Annotated in this window: 19 protein-coding genes; 6 read left to right on the forward strand and 13 right to left on the reverse strand. The window is 53.1% G+C overall.

All coding sequences use genetic code 11. The features are described 5' to 3' along the window. Window positions 1–45 precede the first annotated feature (45 nt). On the forward strand, window positions 46–858 hold the full coding sequence (gene xthA, locus AACY82_RS12600; RefSeq protein WP_339617177.1) for an exodeoxyribonuclease III: 813 nt from the start codon (window positions 46–48) through the stop codon (window positions 856–858). Window positions 859–864: 6 nt separating this feature from the next. Here xthA and AACY82_RS12605 read toward each other — a convergent pair whose 3' ends face one another. Together AACY82_RS12605 and AACY82_RS12610 are read right to left on the reverse strand one after the other, a co-directional pair. Beyond that, complete coding sequence (locus AACY82_RS12605; protein WP_339617178.1) at window positions 865–3,111, reverse strand: response regulator; 2,247 nt, start codon at window positions 3,109–3,111, stop codon at window positions 865–867. An 84-nt stretch (window positions 3,112–3,195) separates the two neighbouring features. Next, window positions 3,196–3,399: a DUF2788 domain-containing protein gene (locus AACY82_RS12610; protein ID WP_339617179.1), complete on the reverse strand. Its 204-nt coding sequence runs from the start codon at window positions 3,397–3,399 to the stop codon at window positions 3,196–3,198. Window positions 3,400–3,699: 300 nt separating this feature from the next. Here AACY82_RS12610 and AACY82_RS12615 point away from each other — a divergent pair, with 300 nt between their 5' ends. Beyond that, a complete protein-coding gene (locus AACY82_RS12615) occupies window positions 3,700–4,098 on the forward strand; it encodes a hypothetical protein (protein ID WP_339617180.1) in 399 nt (132 codons plus the stop codon). 95 nt (window positions 4,099–4,193) lie between these two features. Here AACY82_RS12615 and AACY82_RS12620 read toward each other — a convergent pair whose 3' ends face one another. Genes AACY82_RS12620 through moaC form a run of 3 tightly spaced genes read right to left on the reverse strand, consistent with a single transcriptional unit; the run spans window position 4,194 to window position 5,406 of the window. Then, window positions 4,194–4,679 (reverse strand): molybdenum cofactor biosynthesis protein MoaE, encoded by a 486-nt coding sequence (locus tag AACY82_RS12620; RefSeq protein ID WP_339617181.1) that lies wholly within the window; start codon window positions 4,677–4,679, stop codon window positions 4,194–4,196. After that, complete coding sequence (locus AACY82_RS12625; protein WP_339617182.1) at window positions 4,679–4,927, reverse strand: MoaD/ThiS family protein; 249 nt, start codon at window positions 4,925–4,927, stop codon at window positions 4,679–4,681. The genes AACY82_RS12620 and AACY82_RS12625 overlap by 1 nt, the downstream gene beginning before the upstream one ends. After that, a complete protein-coding gene (gene moaC / locus AACY82_RS12630; protein WP_339617322.1) occupies window positions 4,924–5,406 on the reverse strand; it encodes a cyclic pyranopterin monophosphate synthase MoaC in 483 nt (160 codons plus the stop codon). Before moaC ends, AACY82_RS12625 begins: the two co-directional genes overlap by 4 nt. Window positions 5,407–5,462: 56 nt before the next feature. Between moaC and AACY82_RS12635 the strand changes: the two genes are divergently transcribed. After that, window positions 5,463–6,158, forward strand: a complete 696-nt coding sequence (locus tag AACY82_RS12635; RefSeq protein WP_339617183.1) for a glutathione S-transferase N-terminal domain-containing protein — start codon at window positions 5,463–5,465, stop codon at window positions 6,156–6,158. Between the two features lie 67 nt (window positions 6,159–6,225). Here the strand turns inward: AACY82_RS12635 and AACY82_RS12640 are convergent, their stop codons facing one another. Then, window positions 6,226–6,999 carry a DUF481 domain-containing protein gene (locus AACY82_RS12640; protein WP_339617184.1) on the reverse strand — a complete coding sequence of 258 codons (774 nt, stop codon included), beginning with the start codon at window positions 6,997–6,999 and terminating at the stop codon, window positions 6,226–6,228. A gap of 231 nt (window positions 7,000–7,230) precedes the next feature. Beyond that, window positions 7,231–7,668: a PACE efflux transporter gene (locus AACY82_RS12645; protein WP_339617185.1), complete on the reverse strand. Its 438-nt coding sequence runs from the start codon at window positions 7,666–7,668 to the stop codon at window positions 7,231–7,233. A gap of 136 nt (window positions 7,669–7,804) precedes the next feature. Between AACY82_RS12645 and AACY82_RS12650 the strand changes: the two genes are divergently transcribed. Further along, window positions 7,805–8,761, forward strand: a complete 957-nt coding sequence (locus AACY82_RS12650) for a LysR family transcriptional regulator (protein WP_339617186.1) — start codon at window positions 7,805–7,807, stop codon at window positions 8,759–8,761. A 335-nt stretch (window positions 8,762–9,096) separates the two neighbouring features. Continuing rightward, entirely contained in the window at window positions 9,097–9,264 is a 168-nt protein-coding gene (locus AACY82_RS12655) for a pyocin activator PrtN family protein (protein WP_339617187.1), read from the forward strand. A gap of 96 nt (window positions 9,265–9,360) precedes the next feature. Here AACY82_RS12655 and AACY82_RS12660 read toward each other — a convergent pair whose 3' ends face one another. Next, on the reverse strand, window positions 9,361–10,074 hold the full coding sequence (locus AACY82_RS12660; protein ID WP_339617188.1) for a hypothetical protein: 714 nt from the start codon (window positions 10,072–10,074) through the stop codon (window positions 9,361–9,363). A gap of 390 nt (window positions 10,075–10,464) precedes the next feature. On the opposite strand from AACY82_RS12660, the gene AACY82_RS12665 reads away from it, so the two are divergent. Continuing rightward, window positions 10,465–11,163, forward strand: a complete 699-nt coding sequence (locus AACY82_RS12665; RefSeq protein ID WP_339617189.1) for a DUF5343 domain-containing protein — start codon at window positions 10,465–10,467, stop codon at window positions 11,161–11,163. A 391-nt stretch (window positions 11,164–11,554) separates the two neighbouring features. Here AACY82_RS12665 and AACY82_RS12670 read toward each other — a convergent pair whose 3' ends face one another. The 5 genes from AACY82_RS12670 to AACY82_RS12690 form a co-directional block, all read right to left on the reverse strand. Continuing rightward, on the reverse strand, window positions 11,555–12,157 hold the full coding sequence (locus AACY82_RS12670; protein WP_339617323.1) for a site-specific integrase: 603 nt from the start codon (window positions 12,155–12,157) through the stop codon (window positions 11,555–11,557). A 2-nt stretch (window positions 12,158–12,159) separates the two neighbouring features. After that, complete coding sequence (locus tag AACY82_RS12675; RefSeq protein ID WP_339617190.1) at window positions 12,160–12,624, reverse strand: hypothetical protein; 465 nt, start codon at window positions 12,622–12,624, stop codon at window positions 12,160–12,162. 410 nt (window positions 12,625–13,034) lie between these two features. Beyond that, entirely contained in the window at window positions 13,035–13,643 is a 609-nt protein-coding gene (locus AACY82_RS12680; protein WP_339617191.1) for a hypothetical protein, read from the reverse strand. 40 nt (window positions 13,644–13,683) lie between these two features. Continuing rightward, complete coding sequence (locus AACY82_RS12685; RefSeq protein ID WP_339617192.1) at window positions 13,684–14,445, reverse strand: hypothetical protein; 762 nt, start codon at window positions 14,443–14,445, stop codon at window positions 13,684–13,686. Then, complete coding sequence (locus tag AACY82_RS12690) at window positions 14,442–15,506, reverse strand: hypothetical protein (RefSeq protein WP_339617193.1); 1,065 nt, start codon at window positions 15,504–15,506, stop codon at window positions 14,442–14,444. Before AACY82_RS12690 ends, AACY82_RS12685 begins: the two co-directional genes overlap by 4 nt. Window position 15,507 lies beyond the last annotated feature (1 nt).

The following is a 15,507-nucleotide window of genomic DNA, read 5'->3' on the forward strand; positions in this document are numbered from 1 at the left end:
TGCCGCCGCAGTGCTTTTTAACCCCTACCAATACAGTTAATCGTTATGAAAGCTATCTCGTTTAATATCAACAGTATTCGCTCGCGCCCGCATCAACTTCAGGCGATCATCGACGTTTACAACCCTGACTTTATCGGGCTGCAAGAAACCAAAGTCCACGACGAACAGTTCCCCCAAGAAATGATCGAGGACATGGGCTATCACGTCGCTTTTCACGGCCAAAAGTCACATTACGGTGTCGCCCTAATGTCTCGCCATCCGTTTATCGACACCGTTAAGGGGTTTCCCGGCGACACCGACGAGTCACAGCGACGCTTTATCGGCGGGCGCTTCAAGGTGCCAGACATTGGCCAGATGCAGGTATATAACGGGTATTTCCCCCAAGGAGAAAGCCGCGACCACCCGCTAAAATTTCCGGCCAAAGAAAAATATTACGCTGATTTAACCAAACTCATGCAAGATCACCACAGCCCCAGCGATGCCATTATTGTGATGGGGGACGTGAATGTGTCGTATCAGGATATAGACATTGGGATCGGTGAGGATAACCGCAAGCGCTGGTTGCGCACCGGCAAATGCAGCTTTTTACCCGAAGAGCGCGAGTGGCTTAGCACTTTAATGGACTGGGGCTTGCTAGATACCTATCGCCAGCTTCACCCCGAGGCCGACGACTTGTATAGCTGGTTTGATTACCGCTCGCGGGGCTTTGAGCGCGAGCCCAAGCGAGGCCTTAGGATCGATCAGATTCTTGCCACCAAACCGCTTGTCGAGCGCTGCACTAGCGCCGGTATTGATTACCAGCTAAGGGCGATGGAAAAACCCTCGGATCACTGCCCTATTTGGGCCGAGTTTACATAAGCCCATTTACTCCGCTGCCGGCAAGGGTGGCGGAGTAATATCCAGCCAGCGCTGCAGGCGCCCTTCCAGTGCCTCATAGCGCAGCGGTTTACCCACCTGATCATCAAACCCCGCGGCCAACAGCTGATTGACCTGCTCGTCGGTCAACTCCGGAATCATCCCAACAATAGGCACGCGGCGGCTGTTAGCGGCTTTTTCATGCTCACGGATTTTATGCACGGCGCTGACGGCCGCATTGTCTGGCAGCTCACTATCAAGCAACACCAAATCAAAACGCTCTTTCTCTAAGATCGCCACGGCCTCAGGGCCATTGCCCACTAGCTGAACATAACAGCCAAGCTTTTTTAGCATTCCCGAGGCAACCATTTGATTGACCCGGTGATCCTCCACCACCAAAATACGTCGGGTTCCGGGTACATCCAACACTGGCGCTACCGGCTCAAGTACCGTGTCGCTAGGTACCTCGGCACTGGGCGAGCTTAACAACCGCTGGCAAACCGCGTCATATAGTTGCTTGTACATCACCGGCTTTTCCAAACAACTAACCTGCGGGTAATGCTCTAGGTGTTGTTGTACCTCGTCGGTATCGCGCTGCAAAACACTCATCGCCAGCACTTGCTTAAGCGCAGCGGTCGTCTCAGTGGCGGCCAATTCGCGGGACAACGCCAGTGCGTTAAAGCTGTTTAAACGGTTGTAAATCAACACTAAATCAATGGGCTCGCCGCTTTTGCTCTCTTCGTCGATGAGCGTAACCGCCTGCTCATAACCGTAGACCGTATTGGCGTGCACCCCCCAGTTATTGAGCTCACTCTCAAGGTCCAGCGCCACCCGATCTGGTAAATCCACCAGCAGGAGGCGCTTGCCTCTCAGCTTTTGGTCGGCGCCCAGGGTTTTGCCCTGATGACTGATCGTTTGCAAACGCACATTAATCACCAGCCGGTTGCCGCCCGCCGGGGTTTTAAGCAAGTGCACACTACCACCCATGCACTCGGCCAGGCCTTTACTGATCGCCAGGCCAATGCCCACCCGGCCGGTTTGCTCGGCTTCTTGCAGGCGAGACTCATCAACCTCCGCCTTAGCCTCGTCGGTACGATGGTAATGACTGTCGCTAATAACCGCTTGCAGCTCACCCATGTCATCCTCAGAGCCCGCATAACTCACTTCGATAAAGACGTTGCCGGTAACAGAAAACTTAATAGCGTGTCCCAACAAAGTTGCCGTTACTTGCCGCAGGCGCGCCGCATCGCCACGCACCCGGCTGGGTAACTCCGGATCAAGCAGATAATTTAGCTCCACCCCTTGTTGGTGTGCCTCTAACGAGAAATCCCGCACCAATTTGGCCACCAAGCGGCGCAAGTCGAACACCGACTCATCAAGCTCAAGGCTTTTAGTGGTGATCTTAGAGAAGTCCACCACGTTATTCACCAAATCTAACTGCCGCTCACCCGCCTTAGATGCCATACCCAGCAAGTCTCGCTGCCGATCTGACAGCTCCGCGTCATCCACCAGAGCCAAGGTGCCAAGAATATCGTTAAGTGACGTGCGGAACTCGTGCCCAAGATTGACCAAAAATTCATTTTTAAGCTCAATCGCCGCACGAGAGCTTTTTTGTTCGTTCTCCAGGCCGCGGGCGCGCTCGTGTAACACAAAGTTAGCTTCTAAGCGCTGCCAATAACCACTGCCAGTTACCCGCGCCTGATGTATCAACATCATATAAAACAGCACCATAATGGCGGCATACAAATAGCCATCGACCGTCGCCAATGCCATCGCCGTTACTGCGGCCGGAATCATCCCAATAAATAAATAGATTTTTAGAAAACGAATATAAGGCGCAAACACATTGGCAACGGAGGAGTAAAACACCACGGTATAAAGCCACATGATGAGCGTCTCTTCTCGCATCCCCAACACCCAGGTCAAGCTGACGAGAATAACGCTCCACCAAATCGCCCCCAGGAAAGAGGCGATAAAATACTGGGTGCGCCAACGCTTTGGCGCCCGGGAGTAAAGGACTTCAAAGCGAAACAAGTAGTAGCTACGCAGCAAGGTTACCAACAGTAAGCCGGTAATAAGCACAATAGCGAGATTGTTTTCACGATAAAAAAAGTCGCCAAACACTAAGCTCAACGCAAACACTAAAAAGTTGAGCAGCAAACCCCGGCGGCTGTATTTTGCCACTCGCGCATCGGTATCGTGGATTACTTGGCGGTCCTTCTGGACCTTGGACATCGGCGTAAAAAGCTCGAACATAAAGCGCCTTTATAGAGGTTCACGCTCAGAGCGTGGGTCTTTTAGTGGATCAGTCCGTTGTCGGTCTGTCCCTGATACGCGTGACTACTTGTTAATATAGTACTCAACCAGCACGGTTTTAATCACAAAGCCTAGCAAACCCAAACCGAGCGCCAAGAATAAAATAAAGGTACCAAAACGACCCGCTTTGGATTTTTTGGCCAAGTCCCAGACGATAAACACCATAAAGGCAATTAAGCCACCGACACCCAACACAAGGGACCAGTTTTCAAACTGCTCAAACGACATGGAGAACACCCGTACTTAACTCGATTTACTAGTACCGCGGTCGATGCCGCGGCAAGACAGCCATTGTAACCAAGTTACCTCAGCCGCGCACTACCGACGCCCAGATCAAGCGAGCCGGCCAGTACTCAGCGCCTGTGGCTTAGGCTTTCGCGTCACGCAAAAGTCTTTTACACTAATGACGCTGCCTCAACAAACCTAAAAAAGGCAGCGCCACTAGGGAAAACCAATGAAGAATCAAACCCCTAGCCTGTAGTACGCCGTTTTTACCGGAAAGAAACCAACCATCTTGAGGGATTAACAATGAACATCAAAACCGTACTTTGCACCATTCCACTGATTGCCACACTAGCCGCTTGCAGCCCGAACGACGAAGACAGCAACCTAGAAGAATCGGCGAAAAGCACTATGTCGAGCGCCAAAGAAACCGCCAAATCCGCGACTGACGCCGCAGCCAAAAAAGCGAGAGAACTAAAAGACAAAGCCGCCGAAATGGCGGATGACGCGGGCGACGCCACTGAAGAGGCGTGGGATAAAACCAAAGATGCCACGTCGGATGCTTGGGATGAGACCAAAGAAGCCTCTGAAGAGGGTTGGGAAAAAACCAAAGAGGTAAGCAAAGATGGCTGGGAAGCCACTAAAGAAGCTGGTGAAGACGCCGCTGACGCGATGGACGACGCCGCAGATGATATGAAGGACTAGCGCCCAAACCGCCGTTCCCAATACCGGGCCCAGCCCGGTATTTTTTTGCCCTTTACTCGCCTATGCCCTCACGCTTTAGCAGTCTACCCCCAAGCTTAGCGGTTACCTTGGCGCCACTCGGCCACAGCCGCGTCATCTTGCTCGCGTGCCGCGACCCAATAGGCGCCGCTGCGTCGGTGCTCTTTTTTCCAAAAAGGTGCTTGAGTTTTTAAGGTGTCCATTAAAAAACGGGCACTTAAAAACGCCTCGTCCCGATGACGACTACTCACCGCCACCAGCACAATTTGCTGACCAACGGCAAGCTTACCGACCCGGTGCACGATGGTAATCGCATCCAGCGACCAGCGAGACCGGGCTTCAACCACCAGCGAGCGCAAGGACTTTTCCGTCATGGCCGGGTAATGCTCCAGCTCCAACGCCAACACCGGGTCCGTCTCCGACTCAGCACGCACTGTGCCGACAAAAAACACCACCGCACCGGTATTACCCGCCGCCTGCTGCAAACGCTGGTAGTGCTCTGCCACAGAAAAGTCATCCCGCTGCACCTGTACCAGATCTTGCAACGCGTCACGCTCCATCATCAGCCCCCCGTAACCGGAGGAAAGAGCGCCACCTCATCACCATCGTTAACGCCCGTCGTAGACTTCGCCATGGTCTGGTTAACACTCACCAACCAAGGCTTACTTTGCAGCACCTCGGCCCAGTGGGGCCGTGCTGTAACCAGTACCGGCACTAAATCGCCCGCGACATGTACCGCCTGAGCCGGAAGCTCGATCGAGTCGCAATCCAGCAATTCGCGCAACTGAGCAAAAAATAACACCTGAATCACAATGACTCCCGCTGGTAATGCCCGCGCCGGCCGCCGCTTTTCTCCAGTAGACAAACGCCTTCAATCACCATTGCCATGTCAATCGCTTTGGCCATATCAATCACCGTTAAAGCGGCCACACTGGCGGCTGTTAGCGCCTCCATCTCAACGCCGGTTTTACCGCTGAGTTTACAATAGGTTTCGATACGCAGTTGGTCGCGGGCGTGATCAAACTGAAAATCGACCGCTACTTTACTGAGCGCCAGCGGGTGGCACAAAGGAATTAAGTCGGAGCACTTTTTGGCTGCCTGAATACCGGCTATCCGGGCGGTACTTAACACGTCGCCTTTTTTTAGATCGTTGGCCGCAATTGCCGCAAGTGTTGCGGCCTGCATCGAGACTCTCGCCTCGGCGCGAGCCTCGCGCACAGTCTCGGGTTTAGCCGAGACGTCCACCATAGACGCCGCGCCCTGTTCATCGCAATGTGTCAAATTCATTATTAGCCTCTACACTTAACGGGGCATACCCCATTCGGTAACACTTACCCGGAGGCACCATGCACCTGCAATTGGTTAAAGATCGCTGGCCGGCACAACATCCCGGTCGAATTCAGCTTTACTCCATGAATACGCCAAACGGTATAAAGGTCGCACTGGCGCTGGAGGAAATGCATTTGCCCTACGATGCCCACACCGTTGATATTACCGAGGGAGAGCAGTTTTGCGAGGCCTTTCGCATTATCAACCCCAACAGCAAAATCCCCGCACTCATCGATCCAGAGGGGCCCGACGATCACCCTCTTAGCTTAATGGAGTCATGTGCCATTTTGCGCTATTTAGCCGAAAAAACCGGAGAGTTTACACCGCTGGACAAAGCCGGAAAAAGTGCCTGCGAGCAATGGCTGTTTTTTCAAACCGGTCACATTGGCCCCATGTTTGGGCAGTTTGGGCACTTTTTTAAGTTCGCCCAAAACGACTGCCAAGACCCTTACCCACTAGAGCGCTACCGCAAAGAGACACAGCGCTTGCTGCACGTAATCGACAACCACCTACAGCGACACGACTATATGTTAGGCGAGAGCTACAGCATTGTGGATATGGCGATTGCCCCGTGGGTAGACTGCCTGGAACAGTTTTACGATGCGGGCCAAATTCTTGAACTCCAACGGTTTGAGACAACCAACCGCTGGCTGACGCAATGCACTAAACGCCCGGCCTATCAGCGAGCCAAAGAGGTCTGCGCACCGGCTTAGCCCTGTGCGCAGCCCCTTTTGAGGCAGCCATCATCTGACTGAGCTGCCGCTATAAAGAATTGCGTTACTAAAAGTTATACACGAGGTTGATGTAGGTGGTGGTATCTGTGCCTTCTTTATCATCGGCGACATCGGTATCGTGATTAACGGTATAACCCACCTTCATTTGCATCCGATCGCTGATTTTGGTGCTAAGCGAGGTATCACTCACGTAACGGGTATTATCTTCCGCCACTTCAGCGCCAAGTTTTTGGTTAAAGGTCGCATTGTCGGTAAAGGCCCACTTTAGCTCAGCAGCCGTGCGCACCATAAAGCCTTCTTCTTTAACGATTATATCGTTATCTTCATCTTCGACTTTATCACCCCAAAAATAACCTGGGCCAATCTCCGCGTCCAGCGTTAAGCTCTCGCGCTTGATGAATCGGGCTCCATAACCGGCCGATACCGTGGTGTATTTACGATACGCACCAAACTCATCGTGCGTGTGCGAGCCATAAACAAAAAGGTTGCTAAATTCATCGGACAGCAAATAAGCACTTTTAGCCGAGGCAAAATACTTCTCAGCGGTAGTTTCCGTCTGCTCAGTACCGTCGTCTTGCTCGACCTGATCATTCTTGTACAAAGCGCTGGCAATGTACTGGTTTTTCCAGTTTTCCATCCGATGAACAACATCGATTTTGCCATTAAACGACTCGGTTTCTGTATTACCGGTGGTTCTGATTGCACCTAACTCTGCCGACACTTCCCACGTTTTTTCTGGCTTTAACTCGCCCTGCGCCAAGCTACTGCTCGCGGCTACGGCCAATAAAACACCTGCGGCGGCGGTTGTGTACATCTTCATAGCATCCCCTTTTGTGGATCAGTCATACAACAAGGCGATTATTATACACACCCTACTACACACTCTGTCAGCCGCTGTGCGGTCACAAAACGTAAAAAAGCATGCCCGTGAGAAGCACTGCAAACTCTTTAACCTGCCACAAGCAATAGTGTTAAAAGCATCACTCACAGCGGGCGGGCACAGTTCACAAAGCGATTTCACCTCACCTCGGGCAACCAGCCACGCCACCGACTAACCATACGCCACGTTGGCACCGGCAGCCGCTGGCATCAAAACTGCCCGCAAGTAATCATAGACAAGATTAAACACCAGAGTGTAAACCATAACGAATAGTGTTACCCCAATATCCAGCCACAAAGCCTCAAGCAGTGTCACCTCCATCATCAAGGCAACCAGCGGCGTCGTCAAACTCAACAAGCCGCCTTCAAACAACAGAACATAATACAAGCGCAACATAAGACCGCGCTGCGCTCTGGGAGCTGGATAGCACCGATCAAACACCAGGTTAAAATAGTAGTTATACACCACCGCCAAGACCGACATGGCGACCATTGCACCCAAAATGCCGCCTAACTCATAACCGGTAAATATCAGCAGACCCGCTATGGTTAACAGCAATGCCAACACTTCATACAAAACGGCATGACTCATACGCTCTAAGGTAGACATTACGCTATCGCCTCTTACTGAAAAGCCTAGATCAGTATCGCAAGCGCTCACCCCAAGCGAAAGTTAGCAGCCATCACATTATGTGATAGTCTAGCCTCACCAGATGCCATTCCGCCCTCCTTACCTGAGGCAGATTATGTACAGCCTTGAGCAGCTCACTATCTTTGTCACCGTATGCGAGGCCGGCTCTTTCTCTGGCGCCGCCCGGCAACTAAACAGGGCCCAATCCGGCATCAGCCAAGCCATATCGAACCTAGAGATTGCTTTTAATCGCACTCTATTTGACCGCAGCCGCAACACCCCGCGGCTTACCCCCGACGGCGAAGCGCTGTTACCCATTGTGCAGTCCATTCTCGACCAACGATTACGTCTGGAACAAAAAGTAGCGTCGCTCGACCAGCTGCATGAGCACGAGCTGATTTTAGTGATCGAAGAGAGCTTATTAGACTCACCCTTACTCGCCACGTTAAGCGGGCTGGCCGAGATATACCCCAACACCAACATCAACATATTGTCGGCTTCCACTTTTGACGCCGAAGATATGGTGCGAGAGGGGCAAGCCCATATTGGCGTGGTCTATACCGACGGCCAAATACTCACCGATGTCGATTTTTTTGCCCTGGGTTACAAGCGCTTTATCACCGTGGCCTCACCCAAACACCCACTGGCCAAGCTCGAGCGCGTAAGTCACAGCGATTTGCGCCAACACCGACAAATCGTGCAACGCTCTACTACCGGCAAGGAGCTGTGGTTCAGTTACGGCATCAGCACCCAAGCGTGGTACGCCAGCACCCACCAAATGCTCTGTCAACTCGCCCAGCAAAATGTCGGCTGGGCCATCGTCCCCGAAAGCCTCGCCCAAAGCGCGCTCACCTCCGGGCAACTTACCGCTCTCAATGTCGATTTTGAGCCCAATGGCTGGATCAGCTCGATTGACTGCATCACCTCCCGCAGCCTGCAGGCCGGCCCGGTGTTTCAGGCCGCGCTTACCCGGCTTAAGCAACACCTAAAACCACTCACACAGCCTGCTCTCACCGGCAAAGCCGCCTCTAGCGCACCCTCTAAGCCGTCTTACACTGGGGACTCTGACTAACACAACTTTGGCAACCACACCCATTGCGAGTAAACTAGCGCCCCCAGCGACAGCGTTATATGAGCAAAGTACGGTGAGCAACATTCGAACAAACAATCCAACATCAGCCCCTGCGCAATCTGCTTGGTCACGACGGTTCTCGGCGGCGCCTATGATGGACGTGTTCGACTACCCCAATGGCGTAAGCCAACACGTACCCGAGAGCTTGAAGCCCTCGCCATCATCAGCGAGATAAACGACACCGCCATCAAGCAAATAAAAGCCCTAATGCGCCACGGCACACCCGGACACTACCGCCACACCGAATTTGAAACAGAGTGCATAGGAGTTAACCCGTGAACACACAACTAGCGTTAATGGCCGTGTACGAAGCCAACGATATACCGCTGGAGGACATCTGCGAGAAGTACTTGGGGCTCAACATCAACCAGGCAAAGCGTAAAGCCCTACGGCAACAGCTACCGTTTCCGGTATTCCGCACACCCGGGCCAAAGATCACCTAGCTGGTGAACGTTCGGGACCTAGCTAAGCTTATTGATGACGAACGCGAAAAGGCATTGCGGGATTGGGCCGCGATGAATGCGGCATAGGAATGTAGCCTATAGAGGCCCCATTTCTCCGTACTCTGTCCGTGGCGGGCCTCCCTCTCTGATTACATTTAACTGCGAGTAAAAACGATTCCCGTGAACACAAGAATACTCAAAGCGAATATACGTCTCGCGCATATTGTCCAATAGAGCATCAGAAAATCTGGATAAGGCCGCATGATCACCGCCCCCGCGGTACTCTAGCCTAAGCAACCTTATGGTTCGCCCAACCCCAAGCCACTCACCATCGGAAAATACTAAACATTTAGATGAGAACGAAACAGAAGGAAACTTTTCCTGCAAGAGCTTTTCAATTTTACTCAAATTGATTACTCCGTGTTCAGTTGCAGGACACCCTCGGACACGAGCATTTTGGCTTAGGATTCGTAACGGGCCCAAACCCTCATTTGTCACATCAATGTACGCGACCTCGCCATCGACAGTCACCTTTGTAGCCGTATCAAATGAAAGAACTGGCCTGACGGTAGCCATTTGATGCTTCTTATTCCAGGCTACCTGATCCTCCAGCTGCCGGTCCTGACGCTCAATGCTTTGGTTTTGTGCTCTTGAGTGTATAATTGCCACGAGCGCTGTTACTGCGATAATGACTTGTGCAGCACCAACAACAAAACCACCCACTTTCTCCCAAGGCCAACCCGCGTCATTAACCACTGCAACCGAGCCGACGGCAAAAGCAGCTGCGATTACACAATCAAACATCCCCATTTCTATTTACTCTCCATTTTCGGCAACTATTCCCAATCCGCCCAACGATCGCACACCTCGCCAGTACTTAGGTGCGTATACCGCTGCAACGACGTCCAGCTTTTATGCCCCGTTACCCGCACCTAACGACATCCGACCAAGGAAATCCAATTGGCGCCGGAGCGTCCAAGCCCCGACATAGCATTCGGTAACTTGTTTCGGTACATACATAGACGTGGCTGTCAGTTTCTTGCCATATGACCCGATCGACAATACCGCGATCCAATGTTCGCACAGAAACCACTTTTGACGTTTCTGTGTTGCGCACAGAAACTGTTGTGCGTGACGCATCAATCATGATAATATCCCCTCATAGTGATAGCTATATCCTCCTGAATGCCGGTGATCTAAATGGACAAGCCAGAGAAGAAAACCCCTCCCCCCTATGTAACCTATAAAAGTTTTAGTAACTTTATCAATGGGTTGCGAGAGAATGGAGTCCCCACTCACATCACAAGGACAATTCTACCGGGATCCAATTCGGGCAAGGCGACAATGGCCGCGACACTACGCTCTCTAGGCTTAGTGAACGCCGCTGAGCAGCCTACCGAGGTCATGCTTAAACTAACTGACCCCAACAATGATTATAGCTCAACGCTCCGCGAAATTATTATTTCGCAATATGATTTTTTAACCGACCCCGAGTTTGACATTAAAAACACAACAACTGAAAAGGTTGCCGAGAAAATCAGAGAGGCAGGCGCGGGCGGCAGCACCGTCACCAAGTGCATAACTTTCTTACTTGCAGCGTGTGAGAATGCCGGCATTGAGGTGTCTAGCTACGTAAAGGCGCCAGCCCCCTCCAGAAGTAATGGTGGCGGGAAGCGACGAGCGAAGGCAAAAGACCCCGCACCACAGGCAGATTCGCCAGCAGATGAGGCATTAGGTGCGGACTTGGTCCCAGAGAATATGGAAAGGATAACCGTACCCCTTCGCGGCATGGAAGACGGTGTTATCTACTTTCCGGCAGAGCTTGAGCCAGATGAGGCTAAAAAAGCGGTACGTATGGCTGTATTTATTTTGAACGAGTTCTACGGTCTGGAGGATTAGCGTGACAGAAAGAAGATCTTAAGGCGGGCGCTAACGCCGTTAAGCGGGCTCCGAAAGCCCCTTGCAGGGGGCCTCGGAAAACGACCTAGCGATACCCACACTGGAGTCGTGGAGGCTGTGCTTTAGTGGGTCGCGCATAACCATGCGAGTGGCAGTATGACACTTGTAGTGCGACATTTCAATTCGGGGGTTTTTACTCCCGAACCGGCCTCTCCCATTTTTGTATGGGAGGTTTTACCATGCGCACTTGCAAACCAAAAATAGTGTTTGTACGTCAATATATCCGCTTTCGCTTAGGCAAGTGGGAAGACGTATGCCAACACTACCGTAGCGCTCCTGGCCAACTCTGCTTGTTCTAGGCCGCAAATGAGGGTGGCTTCGGCCACCCTCTCTATCCTTTCACCGGCAACCACTCCCAATCCGCCCAGCGATCGTACACCTCACCCGTGCTTAAGTGCGTATACCGCTGCAGCGTTGCCCAACTCTTATGCCCCGTTACCCGCGCCACTCGCGGAATATCCCAGCCGCATTCAAACAACCAGCTCGCACACTCGTGCCGCAAATCGTGAAAGCGTAAATCATCAACCCCCAGCATCGTACAGGCCTTACTAAACTTACGGCCCACCGTTTTTGGGTCACACGGAAAAATACGAGGCTCACCTTCCGCCTGCGGCTGTCGCTTAATCAGTGCAATAGCAGGCGCAGGCAAATCCACCCATGTATCCACCTTCTCGCGCGGGTGCTTCATATCACGCACCAGCACACCACCGCGCCGCTCGTCAAAATCATCCCAGCGTATTGTGCAAATTTCCTCTTGCCGGCGCCCCGAGAACACCGCAAACAGCAGGACATCCTGCATGGGTATCTTAGACTTGCGCCGCCCGGGCGAAAACCACGCCAGCAGCTTGTCCAGCTCCCAGCGCTCAGGCCGGCGCATACGCTGCTTACTCTTACCAATCAGCCGCTCTTTGCGGCACAGGTAACTGGCTGGCATCTTCAATGGGCGTCTCGCTTAAATCCACCCCACGGCCAATACGCGCCGCGCAGCCAAATCAAGTCATTATTAACCGTGGCCGGCCCCGTGCCCTCACTGCGCCGCTGGCGCACATGGCCCACCAAATCAACCGCGATTAAATCCACCGCCGACCGACTCGCCAAAGGCTCATACCCCATCATAAATTTTAAGTGGCTTAAGTTACTACGCCCAAACTTAGTCGCCCCATCATAATCCGCCTCGTACCACTTCAACACCTGGCAAACAGTAACGTCGGCACTCTGCGCCCGCTCCAGCGCACCGGGCACCCGCAACTCCGCCTCGCGCTTATCCGCCCACGCCCGGGCAACCGGCTCTTTGATAAAAGACCTGCTCTGAGAGTAAACTACCCTACCCTTGCGCTTAATACGGATTTGCACAACCCAACGGCCAGCGCCATTGCGCTCCCTGTACTGAATAGATGCCATAAGCTCCTCGGTGCACACAAACCATTTTTGTGTGCACTATAGTTAGCACCGAGCGCGCAAAACACCCTAAAAAACCCTTAAATACGGCAAAATAACCACTGTGCATACAAACAGAAAAAACAGCTACAGCCCAGCAAAATCAGGCGAAACGGTAAATAGACGCTTTAGCGCCGCACCTATGATGGATTGGAGCGGCAAACCAAAATAACTAAATAAAAACATCAGGTTATAACCAACGAAAAATTACGTTTGCACTAAATGTGCACTAGAAGGGCTTTGGCGAAAACACCAGGTGAGACTTGCAGGCGGGGAAAACTTTACTACACTTGGTTGACCGCCGCCCTACCGACATTTGGATTGTCAGGGATACGCATGGATTTGCCAGGGCGGCGGCCAATTTTTAGGCAGGCTTAAGGTACGGCAGGGCTTGAGCTGTTATCGCTGTTGTCGCTGTTATTACTATTGTCTGTTGTCGAGCCGTCTGAGTTGTCGGCCCAGCTACTATTATCAACGGGCGATCGGTTTCGGCAGGCATCACCGACGCAGCTGTCATTGTATCGGTCGCCATGCCACTGATCACCACCCACCTGATCACGACCCACCACAACGCTTTTATCGTCTACGCGACTGCCGCCAATTTGGTCGCCACCCACGCTTACACTGTTATTAGTATAGCTACCATCCATGCCAGCGAATGATTGCGTCACGCCCGTTAGCGCACCCGCCCAAACCTCGGATTGTCGCACGCCAAAATAAGCGGGCAGGCCAATGGACAGCACGCGGTCTAAGACTTGCCAGCCGGGGCTAACCTGTTTTTGCGGGGCGCGTATTGTGTTGCCGGCCACTTCTTGCGTTACCACGTAGCGGCACAAATCAGTTTGGCAGCCGGCGGCGGCCTGCACCGCATAGTTGTGCTGCGCCTCCACGGCGCGGGCCCAGCTGTCGTATTGGTTTTGGTCTGGCGAGCTGGCACAGCCTGCCAGCACCGCTACGCATAGCAGTGTGATTAGTATTTTCATGGGGTTTCCTCGGGGGTTTTGGCCGGGGCGGCCTCTAGGTTTAGCGCTGCTCAGTAACACTCACTGAAGCGCGCCAGCGATCGCTTACGGCATCTACTTTGGGGCCAGCGGTACTTTCTACTATGCCGTAGATGCTTTGCGCGGGGTCGGCGTTGTAAGGTATAGCCAGCACGACGCGGCTTTCGTTGATCTCGCGAAGCACAGCTTCGGCATTGGGGTACGCGGGGCCGATGGCATCAGCGCGGGCCAGCGGCGTAAAGCGAAAGTTTTGCGCACCCTGACTTTCGCGCGCATCCACGTACGCGGTAGCACTCGCCCACGCGACGTTAGACAGTGACGCGGTGTTGCGGCCGTAGTCGGCTTTAGCAAAACATTTTTTATACGACTCTGACGCCCAAACCGCGCCTATTTTGTAAGCCGCTTCAGAAGTGCCGCCGGTGATACTTACCGTGAGCGTTTGCAGGGTGACGGGCGTATCGAGCAGTAATATGACATTCTGAGCTAGCCCCCGATAATTTGCGACGGTGACAGTGCCCAAGCTGGTAGCGCCATCTAAAAACTCCACCTGCATTCCGTCGGTCAGCGTGTGGCCCAGCAGCGCCAGTACGTCTACTGCGTACTCTGCCCCGGCATCGGCGTCTAGCTCTGCCGTCTCGCCCGTGAACTGGGCATAGTCCGGCAGCTGCATTTTCGCCAGGTTGCTTAGCGGTTGCGCCGCGGTAAATGTGGCGCCCTCATCGGTAAAAACCACTGTGCTATACGTCGGGTCTAAAAAAATATTGTTGTAGGCAAGGCGGCTCATTCGGTCGGCTCCACGAACGTTAAAGGGTTGTCGCTGATAAAAACGGTCAATCGCATCTCCAGCGGGTTCGGCATTAACTCGCGACCCTGTATCAGCGCCCAGCGGCCCATTTTAAAAAGCGGATCGTATTCGTCTTTGAGCCAGTGCACGCTGCCAGATACCAGCAGCGGGTAGTCGTCCAGCTCCACGGGTACGGTAACCTCGGCAATATAGGGCGGGTACAGGTATGCCAGCACGTTATGCCCTACCAGCTTGCGGGCATCTAAGCGCTCAAGCAGTGCGGTGGGCAACGGGTCGCGGCCGCTCGCGTCGGCAAAACTGGCGCGAAATACGTCTTCGGGGGTAGGCGGCTCAGCAAACGGAGGGTCGGGCACGTATGAGTAAACCCGGTCGGCGCCCCGATTCGCTATAAAAAACGCACCTCCATCCCAGCCAGTCCCCGATCTGCCGCTGAAATTTTGCCCCGTGACAAACCACCTTCCCGTGTAGCCCGCATCCACGTCAATCTCGAAAACAATATCATCACTCGAAATCGTCGCCCAAATCATCCCGTTTACGACAGTGCACCCCGTAAACGCCGGGGTCCCCCCTGTGTCAGGGCGCGCCGCTAGCGACTTACTGCGGCCCGTGTAGCTCAACGTGCTCGGGCTGAACTCATACAGCGTCGAAGTTGTCGCGCCGATCACCCAGTAGCTACCCGAGATTTTTACGCACCCAGCAACATCAGAATCCTGACCCGACGCGTCAATACTCGCCACACTAGACCAGCCACTATCGAATCTAAAAACAGTTGAAGACGGCGTATCGTCTCCAGTGACTAAAAAAAACTGGCCGTCATAATTGATCGTTCTGGGGTTCAAGTTTTGAGATGAAAGATCATGACTCTCAAAAGCGTAACCCCACCCGGAGTCAAACTTGTAGACGGCATTATCCCCCGCAGAATCATTAATGGCCCAAAAACTCGAACCATCCCATTCGACATCACGCGGGCTAGACAGAACGCCGCTTACGTCGTAATCAAGCCCCTCATACATAAGGCCCTCTGCAATCAAATCTGGCATT

The sequence above is a fragment of the uncultured Gilvimarinus sp. genome (genome assembly GCF_963972205.1).
Taxonomy (GTDB): domain Bacteria; phylum Pseudomonadota; class Gammaproteobacteria; order Pseudomonadales; family Cellvibrionaceae; genus Gilvimarinus; species Gilvimarinus japonicus.

Excerpts from the sequence above, each read along its gene's own strand:
- AACY82_RS12640 (WP_339617184.1), bottom strand. The coding sequence starts at position 6,999 with ATGAAGATGTACACAACCGCCGCCGCAGGTGTTTTATTGGCCGTAGCC.
- AACY82_RS12675 (WP_339617190.1), bottom strand. The coding sequence starts at position 12,624 with ATGGCATCTATTCAGTACAGGGAGCGCAATGGCGCTGGCCGTTGGGTT.
- AACY82_RS12665 (WP_339617189.1), top strand. The coding sequence starts at position 10,465 with ATGGACAAGCCAGAGAAGAAAACCCCTCCCCCCTATGTAACCTATAAA.
- AACY82_RS12645 (WP_339617185.1), bottom strand. The coding sequence starts at position 7,668 with ATGTCTACCTTAGAGCGTATGAGTCATGCCGTTTTGTATGAAGTGTTG.
- AACY82_RS12650 (WP_339617186.1), top strand. The coding sequence starts at position 7,805 with ATGTACAGCCTTGAGCAGCTCACTATCTTTGTCACCGTATGCGAGGCC.
- AACY82_RS12610 (WP_339617179.1), bottom strand. The coding sequence starts at position 3,399 with ATGTCGTTTGAGCAGTTTGAAAACTGGTCCCTTGTGTTGGGTGTCGGT.
- xthA (WP_339617177.1), top strand. The coding sequence starts at position 46 with ATGAAAGCTATCTCGTTTAATATCAACAGTATTCGCTCGCGCCCGCAT.
- AACY82_RS12615 (WP_339617180.1), top strand. The coding sequence starts at position 3,700 with ATGAACATCAAAACCGTACTTTGCACCATTCCACTGATTGCCACACTA.
- AACY82_RS12680 (WP_339617191.1), bottom strand. The coding sequence starts at position 13,643 with ATGAAAATACTAATCACACTGCTATGCGTAGCGGTGCTGGCAGGCTGT.
- AACY82_RS12685 (WP_339617192.1), bottom strand. The coding sequence starts at position 14,445 with ATGAGCCGCCTTGCCTACAACAATATTTTTTTAGACCCGACGTATAGC.
- AACY82_RS12605 (WP_339617178.1), bottom strand. The coding sequence starts at position 3,111 with ATGTTCGAGCTTTTTACGCCGATGTCCAAGGTCCAGAAGGACCGCCAA.
- AACY82_RS12620 (WP_339617181.1), bottom strand. The coding sequence starts at position 4,679 with ATGATGGAGCGTGACGCGTTGCAAGATCTGGTACAGGTGCAGCGGGAT.
- AACY82_RS12635 (WP_339617183.1), top strand. The coding sequence starts at position 5,463 with ATGCACCTGCAATTGGTTAAAGATCGCTGGCCGGCACAACATCCCGGT.
- AACY82_RS12690 (WP_339617193.1), bottom strand. The coding sequence starts at position 15,506 with ATGCCAGATTTGATTGCAGAGGGCCTTATGTATGAGGGGCTTGATTAC.
- AACY82_RS12670 (WP_339617323.1), bottom strand. The coding sequence starts at position 12,157 with ATGCCAGCCAGTTACCTGTGCCGCAAAGAGCGGCTGATTGGTAAGAGT.
- AACY82_RS12660 (WP_339617188.1), bottom strand. The coding sequence starts at position 10,074 with ATGGGGATGTTTGATTGTGTAATCGCAGCTGCTTTTGCCGTCGGCTCG.